Source organism: Cytobacillus oceanisediminis, from assembly GCF_022811925.1.
GTDB lineage: Bacteria > Bacillota > Bacilli > Bacillales > Cytobacillaceae > Cytobacillus > Cytobacillus oceanisediminis_D.
In genome coordinates, this window is record NZ_CP065511.1 from 2,215,910 (window position 1) to 2,231,764 (window position 15,855).

Consider the following 15,855-nt stretch of genomic DNA (forward strand, 5'->3'; position numbering starts at 1 on the left):
ATGTGTTCCTTGGGCGTGGAAAAGTGTATCTCTCTAAAGGAATGATTTTTTTCTATTAGATGTTTAATAATTGTTTTTATGGGTATTTTTTACTATGAATGTAGTATAATAGAGATATAGCTTCCAATGCACTACAAGGGGGAAACAGCGGTGGCGAGAATTTTAATAGTAGATGATGCGAAGTTTATGAGGGTTACCCTTGGCAGCATTTTGAAAAAAGCAGACCATGAAATTGTGGGAGAAGGGGAAAACGGAATAGAAGCCGTGCACCTATTCGAAACTCTAAAACCTGATCTGGTAATGATGGATATCACCATGCCTGAAATGAGCGGACTTGAAGCAGTCAGGGAAATTAAGAGGGACAACCCTAATGCAAAAGTAATTATGTGTTCAGCCATGGGCCAGCAGAAGGTAGTGGTTGAATCCATTGAAGCTGGCGCGAAAGATTTTATCATAAAACCATTTGATGAAGGCCGTGTATTAGAAGCTGTGAATCGGGTATTAAGCTAAGAGCTGACTCAGGGTACCCTGGACATACGGATGTGTCCGGGTATCAGCTGGAGTGGCTTTTTTTATTGAACTTTTATCCTTCTGAGTACCTAAATCAAGCCTATTAAGATATAATATGGTTAGTAATCAAATGAAATAGAGGATGAAATCGAATGGACTTTGTATTAATTTCATCAATCGGTGCCGTTTTTATGGCGATCTTCGTGATGTTCATCCGCATGAAGGCCGCAAAGAAGCCGGCTTCCGCCAAGAAAATCATCTTGCCGCCGATTTTTATGAGCACAGGTGCTCTTATGTTTGTCGTTCCTTATTTTCGCGTTACCCCAATGGAGATCCTGGAAGCAGCCACAGTTGGAATGCTGTTTTCCATCCTTTTAATTAAAACATCCTCCTTTGAAATCAGGGACAGCGATATTTATCTGAAGCGTTCCAAAGCATTCGCTTTTATATTGATAGGATTGCTTGTAATCCGGATTATTGGAAAAATGGTCCTTAGCTCAACGATTGACTATGGTCAGCTGAGCGGCATGTTCTGGATTCTCGCATTTTCGATGATTGTTCCGTGGAGGATAGCGATGTATATGAATTACCGGAAGATTCATCAGGAGCTGCATGGGTCGGGGAATCCGAAAACAACTTGATAGAATGAAAGCCGCCGGGCATGGGCTCGGCGGATTTTTGTGTTCGGATTAATGGACACCATTTTTGGGGTCCCAAAGTCCATACATCTTCCTGATTTCTACGATTTGGCCGATATGATAGGCGTTGTGGATGGTTAGATTGGAAATGACAGACGACCAGGATTCAATGGGTTCCTTATAGGCGGACGAAAGCAATTTTTCTTCATTGCATTCTTTCAGGGTTTTGATCCATTCAAACAATACGTTTTGAAGAGCTTTTATGGCAGATTGCCAATCCTCTTCCGTAACGGATTCATTGATGCTGAATGTTTCGTCATTGGCGATATGGGTTTGGGCGAGCGGCAATTCTTTGAATCTTGATAGATAGCGGTCATTCCAGAAGGTAAGGTGGGTGACGATCTGCCAGACCGAATTGGCTGTTCCAGACTTGAATGATGCTTCTTTTGCTGATAGTCCTTCGATGGCAGCTGATAACGGGACAAACCAATTGGGCTGGTCGAGCAGGCGGATAGTTGTTTTAATAAGACTTCTTTTGTGGTCATTGGATTTCTCCTTTTTGGGTAGAGTACTCTTCATTTCTATTCAATAAAGTTGGAGAGTATCCTTCTTAAAGCCCGGAATAATAAAAAACCATTCCGCAGATCCGAAATGGTTTAGAATAAATGTTCGTATGGAGTCATGTTTATCTGTTTTTCAGTCAATTTCTTTCGCAGGAATTTGTGATCCCTTTTTGGAGTGGCTAGAATATAGCCTCGAATCAGGAGGTCCTGATTAATTTGTGCTGCCTTTTCCTTTAGGGCAAGTTCGCCGATTTTTCCGGCTATTTTCATTCTTGCTACATCCCTGAACAGTTCAGGCACTGGACTTACAAGATCCTCCAGCAGATCCTTTTCCTTCTGCTGCCAAAGATGGCGCGTCTCATTGACATAATGCTCTTCCCAATCCAAATCCGATTTGCCATCTTCTTTCGGCATGCGCTTTAAGAATTTGCGGAACATAAAAAAGCCGCCGATCGCGAAGAAAGAAATCAAAACAACAACCCAAAACAATATAAAATACATAAACCAGCCTTGTAGCATTTCCTTCACCTACACACATATTTTCCTGTCCTTATTATAAGCCTTGTCCCGCGATACGACAAGAAAGGAAGCGTTAGTCTTGAAAACAGAACCATTTGCCCTTATAATAGGAAGAGTCTTTACGGGGCTGATTGGGGTGCTGGTGCCCTCCACGGTCTTCAAAACCTAAAAGTTGCTAAATGTTGATATATCAAGGTTTTTAAAGGTTTTACATATGAAGTTCCCAACGGTCAAATATATAAAATTTACAGGTTACACACTAGACCGACTATGTGTGACCGTGTGAATTCCTCGTCTACCTCCACTATACCAAAATAGTAGGAGGTTTTATTATGTCTTCTTATTTCACTAGAAAGAAAGTAAAAACTAAGGGTGAGCAATACACCACTAGGAAACCTGTTTCCCCAGTAGATTTAACTCTAACGGAAATGTTTGAACGCTTCATGGACATCAAGAAAACAGAAGGGCTTGCAAAAAGAACAATTGATGACCATTATCTCCACTTCACTTACTTCTGTGAATTTATCCAACGTGATTTGAAAAATGAAGAAATAACAGTTGAAGTATTCAGGGATTATATCGCCTACATGCTTGAAGAAAGAGACTTATCTCCTGTGACTGTAAACATTAGAATTCGACCACTGAAAGCATTTCTAAGATACTCACATAAAGCAGGTTTTTTAAACTCTCCAATTCATGAAGATATTAAGATTTTAAAAACTCCAGAGGATACATTAGAATCTTTAACACCTGCTGAAATCAAATTAATACTAGGTCAAATAGATGACCGATATTATGCAGGCTTTAGGGATAAATGTGTTATTTTTACACTCCTAGACACAATGGTTAGAATATCTGAATTATTGGCTATAAAACGTGAAAATGTAGACCTTAAGCAAGGAACAATTAAATTGGAAGCCCATGAAACTAAAACTAAAAGGGCAAGGACTGTGCCTATTTCATCTAAGACAGTAAACTTATTAAGAGAATATATATCTGAAACTGAAGGATATAATAATGAATTATTGTTTCTCTCCTTTAATGGGGATGAACTTGCTGCTAATACAGTTAGAAGGGCTTTAATGACTTATGCTAGGTCTGCAGGAATCTCTAAGCGTGTATCACCTCACACATGGAGACATACAGGGGCTTTACTATATATTCTTAACGGTGGTGATCCGTTTTCTCTTCAGAAAATTCTGGGCCATGCTGATATGTCTATGGTTCGGAAATATATTCAAATGACTAATCAAGATATTAAATCTCAACATAATTACTTTTCACCGTTAAAGGCGGTGTTTAAGTAATGACTAACCAATTAGATCAGGAATGGTTACAACTTATTCAACAAGCCAAAGAATTAGGTTTGTCAATTGAAGAAGTAAAAGAGGCTTTAATATTACTATCAAATGATAATTGAGCAGGAGGATTTACCTCCTGTTTTTTATTTTGAGATTGTGAAAGTGTACATTTTAAAGTGCTACAAATGCCGTCATATCAACAACGTTCCTACGTAAGGATTCACAAACTTTCTAAGAATGTAGTAATAGCAAGGGATTCAGCCGATATTCCTTAATGGTCTACAAAGGAAGAAAAATGTTAAGAAAAAGCGTGGACAATTGAAAAAACCTTGCAGCCCTTGAAAACACTGGCTTTTTAGACACCTTGATTTTGTTGCTAAATCTAAGAAACCTTGATAAATCAATGTTTTGCTTAAAAATTGGAGAGTGTTTAAGGGAGCACTGTAAGAGATGTATTAGTTATACCTATTAGGGGTATATTGAAAATGTAACCATTTAGAAATCTCTCTAACTACTGATACATCAACATTGTTGTCAAATTTGGAAAGTGTGTATCCTCATGAATAGTCCTGAAAACTCAATAACAACAATGGTTTGTGATAGGTGGGGGATGTATTTTTTACAGAATCTTCTCTAAAGGAGGGTTTTTGGATTTTAGGATATTATACCTTATGAGGCATGTCAGGTGCGTGTACAAAATGAAATGCTCTCAACCCTTGATACATAAGGATCATACCTAAATTTCAAAACGGTATATTGAAAATAAAATGGTTAGAACCGTTGATATGACTAACTTTAGGGGTATACGGAAATTTTAAAAAATGGATAGTCGTTAAAGGAGCATAAACACATGGTAGAAAAAATGTTTGATATAGAATCCTTGATATGACTGTGTTGTAATTACACTTTACACTAACTTTTAAAAATTGAAGTGGCTGAATTCCTTGTCGCTGTAAGAAGGAAGTGATTTTTCAGTGGATGCTACTACTAAGGAGCAAACATTACTCAGCGTGACCTGAATCGTGTTCCGCCTTACAGCCACAATGGTTAGAGTGCATTTTGAGAAAATCATCTCTTAAGGAACATGCTACCGTTTTTTAAACTTGATGAGATACTGGTACATCAACACTTAAAAGTTCGAGTAGTGGTTGAACCATTGATAATTCTGGATTTCATGAATAACCGTTAAAGGAAGAAAAATAGTAGAAGTTTAGAAAATCTCTGTCCAAGTTTAGAAAACCACTGTAAATAAAGGGTTTATAAGGATAAAGTATTCACATTGTAAAAAATCCATTTTTGCTAAAAGTGGCTTGACGCTTACTCTCCGTAGGGAGGAGGGCTGTTTTTCCTTAATACTCTACAAAGGAGACATTAGTTAATCAAATACTGATTTTATCTTGCCATTTGGAAAGGAGTAATTTTCATTGATTGCCTATCAAGTATAGGCAGTGAATGAAGGGTATTCCCTTCTATCAAGTTCATAATAATTAATACCTCCTTAGTCAACTGTCACTGGTTGACTTCCATTTTCTGAAGAGTAGTCCTTATTGGGCTACTCTCTTATTTTTTTCTCATATTTATTCTTAAACTTAATCAAAGGAGTTGACAATTATGATTATTGTATTTTCAGGAATTTTATTAGGTTGGTTATTTGTAACACTTGCAGAAAGGAGGTAGTATCAATGGATTTAACAGCAATTCCTTTAGAACAATTTGCTTCAAATGGTGTTTTTGCTATCCTCTTTGTCTGGTTGCTTTACTCCACCAGGAAAGAAGCAATTGACAGGGAAAATAAATTAACTGCACAAATCGAAAAGCAAAATGAAGCACAAGAGAAAATTGTCAGTTCATTAGAACGACTAGAAACACAGATTCAGAATTTGAAGGAGGTTAAATAATGGCTGAAATTACTTCTGCAGCATATCAAAATTTAAGGGATTATATTCAATCCAATTGGAAGTACATTGAGTTACAAGATGAATCAGGAAATAAAATTATTAGGTTGTCTCCTTCAGATAGTCGGGTAACATGGACACATCTTGGAGGGGAATCAGTTTTAAAATTACAGGTGATTATTAAAGGTTCTGACGCTGATATTACAGCACCTAAGATATTTGCAAAGTCAGTTATTTATAATGTGGCTACTGGTGGCTCATCCTTTAGCACAGAATCATTTACACCTTTTACAATTGAGACAGATCAAGATGAATTAACAGTTATACATAATATTGTAGTACCGAAAGTTTAGGTGATGTTCTATGCTAGGTGCTGGAACACAAAGTAATCCTTACATAATCTCTACTCCATCTGATTTAGATTCAATGAGAAATAATAGAGCAAGAGGAGTTTATTATGAACTAACTAATGACATTGATATGTCCAGTTGGGGAAATTGGAATCCTATTGCTTATTATGACAATGCTACTTGGGTAAGTGGATTTGAAGGTAATTTGGATGGTAAGGGTTTTAAAATTAAAAATCTTACTATCACAAAATCTACTGGAATTTACTTAGGTTTATTTGGTCAAGCATTTTATGGAACTATTCAAAATGTTGGATTAGAAAATGTAACTATTAATGGTTCACAATGTCGCTTCATCGGTGCATTAGTTGGTTATTCTTATAGTTTGACAGTTAAGAATTGCTATGTGGCTGGCGGAAATATTACTTCACAAGATGAATCAGGTGGATTACTCGGTAAGGTAGATACTTGTACAATTGAAAATTGCTATTCAACAATTCCAATAAGCCTAAACACTTCTTATTATGGTGGCGGTTTAATTGGTGCGGTAGACAGTAATACAACCATTAGAAATTCCTATTCAAGTGGGAGGGTAACTTATAGCCAATCATCTTCTTATGATGGTAAGAGTGGTTTTGTAGGATTTATCAGAAATAATACAAATATTTTCTTTGAAAATTGTTTCTATGATAAAGAAATATCTACACAGGTAACTTCCCCTGCAAATGGAATAAATGCTAAAACGACTACTGAAATGAAAACACAGTCAACTTTTACTGGATGGGATACTACTAATACTTGGTCAATCAATAATGACTATCCAATACTAAAGGTGTTTGGTGTTCCTATTGTTGTAAAGAAGGAAACTGTTTCAGTTAATTCTTACAGTTTACCTATATATTCAATTATGAGTAAAAGTCAAAAGTCAACCAAACAATTAAATACCTTCACGAATACTATTAAGGCAGCCACACAAAGGAATACAGCGACATTACGTAGTGTCTCGACTTATTTATCACATTTAGATACATACGCTGAAAAGTTCTCAAGGACTGTCAGAAGTGGTACAGCAAATGTTACTTCATTTATTTCTCCTATCGGTTCATTTGTAAATAGGGAATCTAAAACAGTTAGAAATCTAATAGCCCATATAAAGCCATCAGAAAGCGATATAAGTGTTTTAGTGCCAATTATTGTATTTACACCTAATGCCTATGTAGCCACAGTAGAAAATTCTTCTAGGGCTTTCAAAATGGAAGATATGAGTAACGTTTCGTACATTGTCAATCCTTCCCATGTGGAGGTGATGAAATGATACAAGGGGATACTTTACAACTAAAAGTTAATTTCAAGAATTTTAAAGGCCAATTAGTTAATCCTGAAAATGTGAAATTAACAATTTACAAAAGTGATAAAACACAAATTGAACAAATAACCATTACAGACAGCGACCAAGAATCAGTCGGTGTCTATTTTTATGACTATACGCCTGCCAGTGAATTGAACGAATTTATATTCGAGTTTGCTGGCAGTTATAATTCTAAGCCAATCCTTGCAAGAGGAAAGGTTGAATTAAAATTTATTTAATCAATTTAGGAGGGTGAGAAGATGGAAGAAATCAGTTTTACACAGGAACAGTTGGATGAAGCAATTCAGAACGCAAAAAATGATTGGGTTGAGAAAGAATTCAATCCAGTTGTTGCTGAAAGGGATGAACTTTTACAGTTTAAACCTAAAGAATTATCAGAGGAAGAAAAGGCATTTCAAACTAAGCAGCAAGAGTTATTTCAAAAAGAAGTATCTCTTGAGTTAAAATCAGCAGGATTAGAAAAGTTTGCTGAATTTTTCAATGTCCAAAAGATTGAGGACTTGCAGCCACAAATTGAAAAGTTTCAAGGCTTGCTAAATGAAATTAAAGTTGAAATGGGTTATGTACCTGCAGATCATAAGAAACAAAATGAGTATGATGTATTCGCCACCAAAGGCGATACAAAAGGCATGATTGCCACGAAATTATCTAAATTATTTGGGTAACAAGCACTTTAACAGTCGTTAGGGTGCTTTTTATATTAAAAAATATTGGGTAGTGACCGACACTAAAGGAGAATTTATTAATGTTTAAATCTACTAATTTCACAGAAATCGAACAAATTTCACTTGCAAAGGAAATCGCAGTAATTGGAGTACAAGCAACACCACTAACTTCTATGCTTATGGCAAAAGGAAATATTGAGAAAGCACTATCTACAGTTTATACATGGAGAGAGAAGACACTTGACCATGCAGAAGATTTATCAGCGGTTGAAGGTTCAGATGAAGTAGTGTTTTATGAAACTGCTCGTGCTGAACTTAATAACATTCTTGAAATCTTCAAAAAGGGTGCAAGTATTTCAGGTACTGCTATTGCCATGAAATCTAACCAATTTGCAGAGGAAGTAAATGACCGTCTTCTTGAATTGAAAATCAACATGGAGAAGAAATTCATTAATGGATTAAGAAATGATGGTTCTGTCACTCCATTCAAACGTCAATTGTCAGGTCTAATTGAAATGGCTGATCCTTCTAATGCAGTTCCGGTAACTGGTGCAATTACTGAAGATGATGTAAAGAAAGTTATGCGTAACCTTTGGAATCAAGACCTTGCAGAAGGTAATGTATATGCTTTCCTTAATGCAGACCTTAAAGAGCAAATTGACGCTATCTATAAAGATAAATATGGTTACAGCCATGTAACTACTTCATTCGGCTTGCTTGTTGAATCAATCAATACTAACTATGGAACAGTTCATTTTGTGCTTTCTAAACATGTTCCAGCAGATAAGATTGTTGTTTTCAATGATTCTTATGTTGACCTGGCTTACCTTCGTGAACCACACTTTGAGCCACTTGCAAAAACAGGCGATTCTGTAAAAGGTCAAGTAATTGCAGAAGCAACTGTTAAAGTTGGTTCTAAGAAAGGTGTAGCAGTTGTAACTGTAACTCCACAAGCATAATCAATACATAACTAAGAGCGTTCCTTCTGCTTGGAGGAGCGTTCTTTTTAATTTAATCAAGGAGAAAAGAGGATGAATATTAAGGATGATTACTTTCTAAAACGTAGAAAAAAGAAAATTACACATAAAGAATTAGCAAAATATATCGGCTGCTCACAATCACTTATTTCTAGATATGAAACTGGTGAATGTGGGATGACCAAAGAAAAGAAAGAAAAATACAGAGAATATATAGATAAAAAATAATCTAAAACATAATCAGAAAATGGAGGTGGAGCAGTGAATAGAGGCGTTAATTCGTCATGACCACTTCCTTCTTTTAATCATAAATCAGATTTGAATTATTCATATCTGAAAATTTTTTTATGAGGATTAAAAGGAGGAAGTTAGACGGAAATTATTTCTGTCTAACGGTTATGACACTGTTTATTGTTGTCGGAGGGCTTTACCATTTGAAGGATAGTGGGAGAATTTTCTCTTTCACTAGAGGTATGAAACAAATTTTAAAGGAACGTTTTCCAGAGTGGTGTTCAGATTTTACACAAGTACAAAATTCATTAATTCTAACAGATGATTTTGATTCCCTTTTAGGTTGTGCAATTGAAAAGTATGTCAAAGGAAATAACATTAACTATTTCTATAACTTCAACAAACTGTATGTTGCAGATAGTTCAGACGATAAAAAAGCATTAGGAATAGACCTTGCACTCCATAAGGGTAAATCTTGGTGTAATCATGTTATAAGAATTAATGAAAATGACTATGTGAATCCACAGACAGCCAATATAAATGCCTTGTTAAAGGTTCATAGTGGAAACTACACAAAGAAATATGCGATGTCTACAGCATTAACAATGTGGAGTTTTTATGGCTTACCCTTACCGAAAACTAAGGAAGGTAAAATGTTGCTGCTATGTGTGGATTCAAGTTACTTAGGACACTACAGGGAAGCGTTTAAAGAGGTACATAATGAATATTTAAGGCTTTTAGGCTTTGAGAAATTAATTGATTTATTAAATGAAACAACTGAATTTGATTATGAGTTTCTTCAAGGAAAGTATAAGACTAAAGCAAAAATACAATTGAATAAAGATGGTTACTTACAAACTAATTTACCCCTTGCAGATTTGCAGGGGTTTTTTGATTTTCCTATAGAATTGCCGACAATGCAATTTACATTAAGGAATCAATTTAAGGAAGGTAAAGGAAATACTTTTCAAACTCAATCAAAGGAAAAGTTAGGTGAAAATGTTGTCAGTTTCGCCTTAACTGGTAAGAAATATTTCAAATATACATACATTGCCTAGTCGTCTATTTACGAACGTTCGGGTTTTATGTATAGTGATTATACATTAAAATCCGAACATTAAAATTAAATCAATCAAAAAAGGAGGTTAAATCATGAACTATTTTTTCTGCTATACAAAACGTGTTTCGGATTTTCTACAAGAACGGGGATTTTCCTATATAACCGTGGCGCAAGATCCAAAAAGTAAGAAGTTATTTTCCTTATATCTAATCACAGAAGAACTTCAAAAGGCACTTGCTGAATACAAGAAGTAATCATAAAAAAATCAATATAAAATCGGAGGTAATAAAATGAAGGTTGAATTATTAAAGTCAGGTCAAACGTTTAAAAATTATAAAGAGTTGTGCTTAGAGTTGGGAATGGAAATCAAGAAGAGCACCAACAGTAAAAATGCTCAATACAAGGAGTTAGCAAGGTATTGTGATTACTCTAAAGTTGGTCATCAAATTACAATCAATGAGGTTTTCAGTGAACAGAAACCAAAGATAGACAATAGAAAGAATAATAATAGTGTTTACCGAGGATTAGTTGAGTTTCTTGTTTGTGACTATTTAGCACAGTATGAAGGAAATATTTGCCCTAGTCGTAATGAATTAATGTTAAGAATCGGAATGATTAATGTTAATTATGGATTTTGCAGTCAGAATGTCGCCAAACTTTCTGCCTATTTTGAAAGCACTAAAAAGAGAACAATGGATGAGAAGTTAATATATGATTTCTATAATAAAAATAATGGGAATTTTAAAGGGATTGTAGAATCTGCTCTTGATAGTCTAATGGATAAAAGGGTTATCAGATATAGCAAAGTTAGAAAAGTACACCTAAATAACGAATACCTTAACAGAGTTGCTGACCCAGAAGAAGAATACATAATTGATGATACTGAAAAAGAGGTGCTTATTGAATTGGGGTATGAAAGTATGTTCTTAGTAAGGCAGTCAAAAGATTGGCTTAAATTCAAAACTAAAGTGAGTAATTTACTTTCTGAACGCACCCACATTAAGTATTACTACAATGCTTATAATATTCGAGTAAGCGATAAATATATTGAAGACGAAAGGGATAAGTTATTAGAATTATTACTTGATGACTCACGAAGAGAGCAACTGAAAAGTGAACTCAATGAAACCATTATCAATAGGATTATTGAAAAAGCACAGAAAAGGCACGAAAAAGAAATTAATGGAACATGGGGTACTTCTAAAAATAAAATGAGTGCAATGAGAAGAGGTGAAAACTATGTTTCTGATTTTGAGTTACTTAGTGCTGAGTTAATTCAGAAAGACGTTGCTTGTTTTAGAGACAGTGTAGAAAAGGTGAAATTAAAAGGTGACTTACTAGAAGAATTCACTGATGAGGAATTGTTCCAGATGTTCGGATAGAAAAAACGACCATTTGAACATGCTATAAGAATAATATAAATACCTTATAGTAGTTTCAAATGGTCAAATTTTTAATAACTAATCCATTCGGGTTTGGGGCGGGATGCAGAAGTCACTTTGTTTTGTAGCGATAGCGGAAAAAGTGACTTTAAGCCCCAAGGTTTTGTCTTTATTACTTATTTAGGTATGAAAACCTTTCGCCCCTAGGACTAACTTTTCCGCATACGCTACAAAGTAAGTCCGTCCCCCCGGGGAATTTAATTAATTTTTTAAGGATTGACTGTTAATTGGTCAGTCCTTTTTTATATTCAATCAAATAATCAGGAGGGTATTAATATGAAATTATTTAACCTATTTAAAACTAAGCAGCAGAAAGTTAAAGAAGCATGTCAGGATATTCATGGATTAATTGAGGATTCTCAAAGTAATATTTCAGATATGCAGAGAAATATCCAGTCAATGCAAGATGGTGTTAAATCCATGCAGGAGAATATTAAAGAATATCAGCGACTAAGCAAACTAAATATTTCTTTGTGTGATGATATTGTTGAATTCATTGACATGTTAGAAGGTGATAAATAATGAATATATATGAAGCGTTAAAGCAGACAGAGGGTAAAAAGAGAGCATATTTTGAATGGAAACATGATATTCGATTTGTACAAGGTGCTCCCAAAAAGTCAGAAGAAGATTTTTTAAAAACAGTCGGTTTAAAGACATTAAATGGTTTTATCCGTTGGGAAAAGAGTCAGGAATATAAAAATTTAGTTTTACTTCTGTTAGATAGTAAAGTAGCCAATGATTATGATGTGATCTACAAGAATATTGTTGATAAAGCAAAAGACGGTGACGAAAAGTTTATCCGTCTTTTCTTGTCTATTCAGAAGGATATTCAACAAAATGCAAAATTGGCTGCTAAAACATTTAATGTTGTAGAGGAAGAATCAGAAGAAAATGATGATTTAGTTTTGGATTAGGCAGATGTTCAGATGAACTTCTGTCTTTTCTTTTGTTTGGAGGTACGTAGATGGCAGTAAAAACAAAACAAAGTAAAGCATTGCAAAAGGTGTTAGGTGACTTTCGATTATTTGCAAAGAATTTCATTAAGATTATTGATAATAACGGTGAAAGTGTTCCCTTTGTGCTTAATCCTGAACAGGAACAATTCACTGACGAGATGGTCAAATACAATATCATACTTAAAGGAAGGCAAATTGGTTTTACGACTTGGTCTCTTTCGTATATGTTGTACAGTGCAGTTACTAAAAGTGACACTTCTTATTTAATGATGACACATCATAACAAGGTTACACAGTCATTATTAAGACGAATAAATAAAATGTATCAATCTTTACCACATGAAAAGTATCCTAATTTGTTCCCAAAAAAGGTTATCAGTAACCGAGATGAAATTTACTTTGAAAATGGTTCAAGGATTCAAGTAGCAACTTCAGGTGGGGAGGATTCAATTTCAGGTAATACATTTGAATTGATCCACCTTTCAGAAATGGCAAAGTATCCAAATGAAGCCCAGGAAGAAATTATTGCAACTTCTATTCCTGCCCTGGCCAAGAATCCTAACAGTAAAATAATCATCGAGAGTACAGCAATGGGATTTAATACATATCAAGAAATGTTCATGAAGGCATTTAGAGGTAAGGAAAGTGTTTGGAAGGCACACTTTTATAGTTGGCTTGCTAAGGCTTATAGCAATCAATTTAAGCATTCTTTTGATGAAGCAGAGGAATGGTTCAGGTTACATAATAAGGGTAGTAGAATGTCCTCTAAAGACCTTGAGCATGAAGAAAAGGAATTACATAAGAAATATGGTGCTACTTTCAGACAATTGATGTTTAGACGTTATTATATAGAAACGAATAGTTTAGAAAAGTTTCAGCGTGAATTTCCTACAACTCCTGATGAAGCATTTCAGACAAGTAATGTGGCTGTATTTGAAACTAAAAAGATTATTGAACGGTTACAGAATGTTGTTCCTCCAATTGCAACAAATGAGATATATGAGGAATTACCTGAAATTTTAAAGCCGTATATCAATAAAGAGTTATTCATTTACCATATGCCTAAACGTGGTATGAAGCATTATGGAGGAGTTGACGTTGCTTCTGGTACTGGTGGAAATAATGATAATTCAACTATGAGTATATTCAATGCAGATGGTCAACAAATGGCTTCCTTCTATACAAATGATATTCCTGTCTATAAGTTTGCGGAAATCGTGAACAGTTTAGGCAGGTTTTTTAATTATGCGTTTCTTGCAGTTGAACGGAATAGTTATGGGCTGCCTTTACTTGAGAAGTTACGGAAAGAATATGGCTATATGAATTTGCTAAAACAGAAGATATTCAATGAGAAAGGTAAGAAGAAACTTCAACTTGGATTCATGACAACCAATGTTACTAAGCCAATCATTATAAATGACATGAAGGAAAACTTTGAGTTAGGGTTTATTAATATCGAATGTGTGCAAACATTAGAGGAAATGAAAATATATCAGGACAATAATGGCAAGATGGGAAATAAGAAAGGTGCTAAATTACATGATGACTTAGTTATTGCGGTTGCAATGGCTTGTCAGTCAATGAAACAAAGTAAATATTATGTAGACATTTAGAGGTTAGGTTCATTGAGAACCAGACCTCTTTTTATTTTGCAAGGTTCATTGAACCTCACAAAGGAGGAATAAAAGTTGAATAAATTAGAACGTTACATAAAAGAGAAATATGACGGTGCTAATTATTGGTTTGTTGAGGAAATACAGAGTATTCATAATCAGCAACTTGTTCAAGATGTGTGGATTAAGAAAGAATATTTAAATGGTAATCATAAGATATTGCAAAGGTCGAGTTATAAATACAATGGCAAAGAGTTTAATCCTAGAAAGATTGTTCTCCAATATGCTAAAACGCTGCTAAACTTTCAGAAGGCATATTTATTACAGAATCCATCAACTCTAACAGGTAATGAGGGGATTATTAAGGAATACCAGAGGGTTAATCATAAGGGGAAGTATGACCGTTTAAATCTAAAGTTGCTTGATAAGATATTGAAATATGGTCGTGTGGCTGAATATGTCTATATGGATAAGGGTGTAATTAAATCTAAATTGATTGATCCTAGTGAGGGCTATCCTGTATATGATGAGAACAATGAGTTGTTAGCATTCATTGAATCATTTGTTTGTGATGGTATCTCCTACTATGTAGTGTATGAGGAAGATGTAGTAAGCAAATATGATAATGCTGGCGGTGATATGAGATTAGTGGAGAGGTTTGCTAATCTTAGTGGATTACCTATTGTTTATCATAATGATAATGAAATGTCAGATGTTGAAGGTCGTTCAGAGTTAGATGATTGGATAAGTATTCTTGATTCAATGGAGGACTTGATTAGTAAGTATACGGATTCCTTCTATAAGTTTATTGATCCAATCTTTGTTACTCAAGGTCAGCAATTAAAAGGTGAATCAATGCCTAGTGAGGTTGTAGGTAAAGGGATTAATCTTGATGATGGAGCAGATGCTAAGTTCCTTAGTAATCAGTTGGATTATAAATCATTTGAAACCATTTATAAGACTTTGCTGCAATCACTATTAGATGTGTCACAAACTCCTGCTGTGAGTATGAATAAGACGGATATAAGTAATTTGAGTGAAGTAAGTATCAAGTTATTATTCCAATTGGCTAATATCAAGGCAGGGATGAATGAACAGTTTATAAGAGAGGGCTTAGAGGAACGGTTTGAGAAGATAAGAGCATTGTTAGGATACAAAGGAATCAAGTTTTCCGATGATGAATTTGAAACAATTGATGTTGTGTTCCAGTATGGTACTCCAAGCAATGATAAGGAAATTATAGAGAACTTGCAGGCATTGAGGGAAATGGGAGCAATAAGTTTAATTGGAGTGTTAGAGGATAGTCCGTATACTCCTGATGTACAGTTCGAGTTAGATAGGATTGTAAAAGAGGGAAAGAGTGTGGAAACTCATGAGGGCAGTGAGAATATTAATTCCTAGTTGGTTAGTAGGGAATAGTTAAAGAGAAATATAGGCATAGCAAGGGCTGGATATTGTGAGTGATATACCGACTGTCACGCACATGTTATTAAGGGACTGGCTATTGACAACAGTAATTATCTAGTTTAAATTATTGTAAACTAGATTGTTTTTAAAAACCCTTGTAAATTGCATAGTACCAACACTTTTTCAGGGGTGCAAAACAACTACCGATAAGATGCATTATGTAAACTAGGGTGCAATCAGCACATAACGAACATTATATAGACAGTTATTTGAGCAATTATTAGATGATTTTAAGTCCAATTGATACCCCTAAGTCGAAAACTGTAGCCCCTAGCATACCATTTTACACACCCAGGAAA

The 15,855-nt window shown here is 34.8% G+C and carries 20 protein-coding genes; 18 read left to right on the plus strand and 2 right to left on the minus strand.

Translation table 11 applies throughout. The features are described 5' to 3' along the window. Positions 1 to 150 precede the first annotated feature (150 nt). Positions 151 to 510: a response regulator gene (locus IRB79_RS11315; RefSeq protein ID WP_275723591.1), complete on the plus strand. Its 360-nt coding sequence runs from the start codon at positions 151 to 153 to the stop codon at positions 508 to 510. A 152-nt stretch (positions 511 to 662) separates the two neighbouring features. Next, entirely contained in the window at positions 663 to 1,151 is a 489-nt protein-coding gene (locus IRB79_RS11320; RefSeq protein WP_243508505.1) for a CcdC family protein, read from the plus strand. 48 nt (positions 1,152 to 1,199) lie between these two features. Here the strand turns inward: IRB79_RS11320 and IRB79_RS11325 are convergent, their stop codons facing one another. Further along, positions 1,200 to 1,727 carry a DinB family protein gene (locus tag IRB79_RS11325; protein WP_243508506.1) on the minus strand — a complete coding sequence of 176 codons (528 nt, stop codon included), beginning with the start codon at positions 1,725 to 1,727 and terminating at the stop codon, positions 1,200 to 1,202. Positions 1,728 to 1,804: 77 nt separating this feature from the next. After that, a complete protein-coding gene (locus IRB79_RS11330; RefSeq protein WP_243508507.1) occupies positions 1,805 to 2,230 on the minus strand; it encodes a DUF2621 domain-containing protein in 426 nt (141 codons plus the stop codon). Positions 2,231 to 2,562: 332 nt separating this feature from the next. On the opposite strand from IRB79_RS11330, the gene IRB79_RS11335 reads away from it, so the two are divergent. The 16 genes from IRB79_RS11335 to IRB79_RS11410 all read left to right on the plus strand — a co-directional run bounded on the left by IRB79_RS11335 (position 2,563) and on the right by IRB79_RS11410 (position 15,490). Next, positions 2,563 to 3,537: a tyrosine-type recombinase/integrase gene (locus tag IRB79_RS11335; RefSeq protein ID WP_243508508.1), complete on the plus strand. Its 975-nt coding sequence runs from the start codon at positions 2,563 to 2,565 to the stop codon at positions 3,535 to 3,537. After that, positions 3,537 to 3,650, plus strand: coding sequence for an anti-repressor SinI family protein (locus tag IRB79_RS11340; RefSeq protein WP_243508509.1), 114 nt, complete (start codon positions 3,537 to 3,539; stop codon positions 3,648 to 3,650). The genes IRB79_RS11335 and IRB79_RS11340 overlap by 1 nt, the downstream gene beginning before the upstream one ends. 1,563 nt (positions 3,651 to 5,213) lie before the next feature. Beyond that, entirely contained in the window at positions 5,214 to 5,429 is a 216-nt protein-coding gene (locus IRB79_RS11345; RefSeq protein WP_243508510.1) for a BhlA/UviB family holin-like peptide, read from the plus strand. Next, positions 5,429 to 5,779: a hypothetical protein gene (locus IRB79_RS11350; RefSeq protein ID WP_243508511.1), complete on the plus strand. Its 351-nt coding sequence runs from the start codon at positions 5,429 to 5,431 to the stop codon at positions 5,777 to 5,779. The genes IRB79_RS11345 and IRB79_RS11350 overlap by 1 nt, the downstream gene beginning before the upstream one ends. A 10-nt stretch (positions 5,780 to 5,789) precedes the next feature. Further along, positions 5,790 to 7,088, plus strand: coding sequence for a hypothetical protein (locus tag IRB79_RS11355; protein WP_243508512.1), 1,299 nt, complete (start codon positions 5,790 to 5,792; stop codon positions 7,086 to 7,088). Further along, positions 7,085 to 7,360, plus strand: coding sequence for a hypothetical protein (locus IRB79_RS11360; protein ID WP_243508513.1), 276 nt, complete (start codon positions 7,085 to 7,087; stop codon positions 7,358 to 7,360). The genes IRB79_RS11355 and IRB79_RS11360 overlap by 4 nt, the downstream gene beginning before the upstream one ends. Positions 7,361 to 7,381: 21 nt before the next feature. Beyond that, a complete protein-coding gene (locus tag IRB79_RS11365) occupies positions 7,382 to 7,807 on the plus strand; it encodes a hypothetical protein (protein ID WP_243508514.1) in 426 nt (141 codons plus the stop codon). Between the two features lie 80 nt (positions 7,808 to 7,887). Continuing rightward, positions 7,888 to 8,766 (plus strand): SU10 major capsid protein, encoded by an 879-nt coding sequence (locus IRB79_RS11370; RefSeq protein WP_243508515.1) that lies wholly within the window; start codon positions 7,888 to 7,890, stop codon positions 8,764 to 8,766. 72 nt (positions 8,767 to 8,838) lie between these two features. After that, positions 8,839 to 9,012: a helix-turn-helix domain-containing protein gene (locus IRB79_RS11375; protein ID WP_243508516.1), complete on the plus strand. Its 174-nt coding sequence runs from the start codon at positions 8,839 to 8,841 to the stop codon at positions 9,010 to 9,012. 206 nt (positions 9,013 to 9,218) lie between these two features. Further along, on the plus strand, positions 9,219 to 10,073 hold the full coding sequence (locus tag IRB79_RS11380) for a hypothetical protein (RefSeq protein WP_243508517.1): 855 nt from the start codon (positions 9,219 to 9,221) through the stop codon (positions 10,071 to 10,073). A 94-nt stretch (positions 10,074 to 10,167) separates the two neighbouring features. Continuing rightward, a complete protein-coding gene (locus IRB79_RS11385; protein WP_243508518.1) occupies positions 10,168 to 10,329 on the plus strand; it encodes a hypothetical protein in 162 nt (53 codons plus the stop codon). Between the two features lie 36 nt (positions 10,330 to 10,365). Continuing rightward, the gene (locus IRB79_RS11390; RefSeq protein WP_243508519.1) at positions 10,366 to 11,457 is read left to right on the plus strand and encodes a hypothetical protein; all 1,092 of its coding nucleotides are present in this window, start codon (positions 10,366 to 10,368) and stop codon (positions 11,455 to 11,457) included. A gap of 336 nt (positions 11,458 to 11,793) precedes the next feature. Then, a complete protein-coding gene (locus IRB79_RS11395; RefSeq protein WP_243508520.1) occupies positions 11,794 to 12,039 on the plus strand; it encodes a hypothetical protein in 246 nt (81 codons plus the stop codon). Continuing rightward, positions 12,039 to 12,434: a hypothetical protein gene (locus IRB79_RS11400; RefSeq protein ID WP_243508521.1), complete on the plus strand. Its 396-nt coding sequence runs from the start codon at positions 12,039 to 12,041 to the stop codon at positions 12,432 to 12,434. The genes IRB79_RS11395 and IRB79_RS11400 overlap by 1 nt, the downstream gene beginning before the upstream one ends. Positions 12,435 to 12,484: 50 nt before the next feature. Next, positions 12,485 to 14,089, plus strand: a complete 1,605-nt coding sequence (locus IRB79_RS11405) for a terminase large subunit (RefSeq protein ID WP_243508522.1) — start codon at positions 12,485 to 12,487, stop codon at positions 14,087 to 14,089. Between the two features lie 75 nt (positions 14,090 to 14,164). Then, on the plus strand, positions 14,165 to 15,490 hold the full coding sequence (locus IRB79_RS11410) for a phage portal protein (RefSeq protein WP_243508523.1): 1,326 nt from the start codon (positions 14,165 to 14,167) through the stop codon (positions 15,488 to 15,490). Positions 15,491 to 15,855: the final 365 nt, after the last annotated feature.

Bases quoted from the DNA above. Each gene is read 5' to 3' on its own strand.
- IRB79_RS11400 (WP_243508521.1), top strand. From the start codon at position 12,039: ATGAATATATATGAAGCGTTAAAGCAGACAGAGGGTAAAAAGAGAGCA.
- IRB79_RS11375 (WP_243508516.1), top strand. From the start codon at position 8,839: ATGAATATTAAGGATGATTACTTTCTAAAACGTAGAAAAAAGAAAATT.
- IRB79_RS11350 (WP_243508511.1), top strand. From the start codon at position 5,429: ATGGCTGAAATTACTTCTGCAGCATATCAAAATTTAAGGGATTATATT.
- IRB79_RS11320 (WP_243508505.1), top strand. From the start codon at position 663: ATGGACTTTGTATTAATTTCATCAATCGGTGCCGTTTTTATGGCGATC.
- IRB79_RS11345 (WP_243508510.1), top strand. From the start codon at position 5,214: ATGGATTTAACAGCAATTCCTTTAGAACAATTTGCTTCAAATGGTGTT.
- IRB79_RS11385 (WP_243508518.1), top strand. From the start codon at position 10,168: ATGAACTATTTTTTCTGCTATACAAAACGTGTTTCGGATTTTCTACAA.
- IRB79_RS11325 (WP_243508506.1), bottom strand. From the start codon at position 1,727: ATGAAGAGTACTCTACCCAAAAAGGAGAAATCCAATGACCACAAAAGA.
- IRB79_RS11360 (WP_243508513.1), top strand. From the start codon at position 7,085: ATGATACAAGGGGATACTTTACAACTAAAAGTTAATTTCAAGAATTTT.
- IRB79_RS11365 (WP_243508514.1), top strand. From the start codon at position 7,382: ATGGAAGAAATCAGTTTTACACAGGAACAGTTGGATGAAGCAATTCAG.
- IRB79_RS11340 (WP_243508509.1), top strand. From the start codon at position 3,537: ATGACTAACCAATTAGATCAGGAATGGTTACAACTTATTCAACAAGCC.
- IRB79_RS11395 (WP_243508520.1), top strand. From the start codon at position 11,794: ATGAAATTATTTAACCTATTTAAAACTAAGCAGCAGAAAGTTAAAGAA.
- IRB79_RS11330 (WP_243508507.1), bottom strand. From the start codon at position 2,230: ATGCTACAAGGCTGGTTTATGTATTTTATATTGTTTTGGGTTGTTGTT.
- IRB79_RS11355 (WP_243508512.1), top strand. From the start codon at position 5,790: ATGCTAGGTGCTGGAACACAAAGTAATCCTTACATAATCTCTACTCCA.
- IRB79_RS11335 (WP_243508508.1), top strand. From the start codon at position 2,563: ATGTCTTCTTATTTCACTAGAAAGAAAGTAAAAACTAAGGGTGAGCAA.
- IRB79_RS11390 (WP_243508519.1), top strand. From the start codon at position 10,366: ATGAAGGTTGAATTATTAAAGTCAGGTCAAACGTTTAAAAATTATAAA.
- IRB79_RS11370 (WP_243508515.1), top strand. From the start codon at position 7,888: ATGTTTAAATCTACTAATTTCACAGAAATCGAACAAATTTCACTTGCA.
- IRB79_RS11405 (WP_243508522.1), top strand. From the start codon at position 12,485: ATGGCAGTAAAAACAAAACAAAGTAAAGCATTGCAAAAGGTGTTAGGT.